Raw genomic sequence first — 1,435 nt, 5'->3', positions numbered from 1 at the left:
TGTACTGCACCCCAAAAGTTAGACAGAAAAAATCTAACTTTTGGGGTGTTTTATTATGAAATTGAGTTATGATGATAAAGTTCAGATCTATGAACTTAGAAAACAAGGATATAGCTTAGAGAAGCTTTCAAATAAATTTGGGATAAACAATTCTAATCTTAGGTACATGATTAAATTGATTGATCGTTATGGAATAGAAATCGTCAAAAAAGGAAAGAATTGTTACTATTCTCCTGAACTAAAACAAGAGATCATTGATAAAGTTCTTCTTGAGGGGCATTCACAAATTAGGGCGTCTATGGATTATGCTCTTCCAAGTAGTGGATTACTTTCGAATTGGCTGGCACAATACAAGAAAAACGGGTATACTATTGTTGAGAAAACAAGAGGGAGACCACCTAAAATGGGACGTAAGCCAAAGAAGAGATTTGAAGATATGACAGAATTAGAACGTCTTCAAGCAGAAAATGAGTACTTGAGAGCGGAGAATGCCATTCTAAAAAAGTTGAGAGAACTCCGATTGAGGGACGAAAAGAAGCAAGAAGAAAAACGGAAATTGTTCAAGGACTTGTAACAGAGTTTTCTTTAGATATCCTTCTAAAGATTATTAAGCTTGCCCGTTCAACTTATTATTACCACTTAAAACAGCTGGATCAAAGCGATAAAGATTATGATATTAAAGCTGAAATTCAGTCAACTTATACTGAGCATAAAGGAAATTACGGCTATCGTCGCATGACTCTAGAATTACGAAATCGTGGCTTCGTAGTGAACCATAAGAAGGTGCAGCGTCTGATGAAAGTACTTGGTTTAACGGCTCGAATTCGCCGTAAACGGAAGTATTCTTCCTACCAAGGAGAGGTTGGCAAGAAAGCAGATAATCTTATTCAACGTCAATTTGAAGCAACCAAACCAATGCAAAAGTGCTACACAGATGTGACAGAATTTGCCATTCCAGCAAGCAGCCAAAAGCTTTATTTATCACCAGTTTTAGATGGCTTTAACAGCGAAATTATCTCCTACAATCTTTCTACTTCGCCGAACTTAGTACAAATGAAAGCTATGCTAGAACAAGCCTTTACAGAGAACCATTACGAAAATACAATTCTCCATAGTGATCAAGGATGGCAATACCAACACGATTTTTATCATCATTTTTTAAAGAATAAGGGAATCCAACCATCTATGTCACGTAAGGGAAATAGTCCAGATAACGGTATGATGGAATCTTTCTTTGGCATTCTTAAGTCTGAAATGTTTTATGGTTATGAGAATACGTTTCAGTCACTTGAACACTTGGAACAAGCTATTGTAGACTATATTGATTACTACAACAACAAACGAATTAAGGTAAAACTAAAAGGACTTAGCCCTGTACAATACAGAACTAAATCCTTTGCTTAAATTAATTGTCTAACTTTTTGGGGTCAGTACA

Annotated in this window: 1 protein-coding gene; it reads left to right on the top strand. The window is 35.7% G+C overall.

Translation table 11 applies throughout. From position 1 onward, the window contains the following. Positions 1-55 precede the first annotated feature (55 nt). A protein-coding gene (locus QM818_RS08960) for an IS3 family transposase (RefSeq protein ID WP_142358182.1) occupies positions 56-1,404 on the top strand; the annotation gives its coding sequence in 2 pieces (ribosomal slippage) (positions 56-506 and positions 506-1,404; 1,350 coding nt in all). The last annotated feature ends 31 nt before the right edge of the window (positions 1,405-1,435 follow it).

The sequence above is a fragment of the Streptococcus mitis genome, assembly GCF_047464035.1.
Classification (GTDB): Bacteria; Bacillota; Bacilli; order Lactobacillales; family Streptococcaceae; genus Streptococcus; species Streptococcus mitis_DX.
This window is presented reverse-complemented; position numbering and strand designations above follow the sequence as displayed.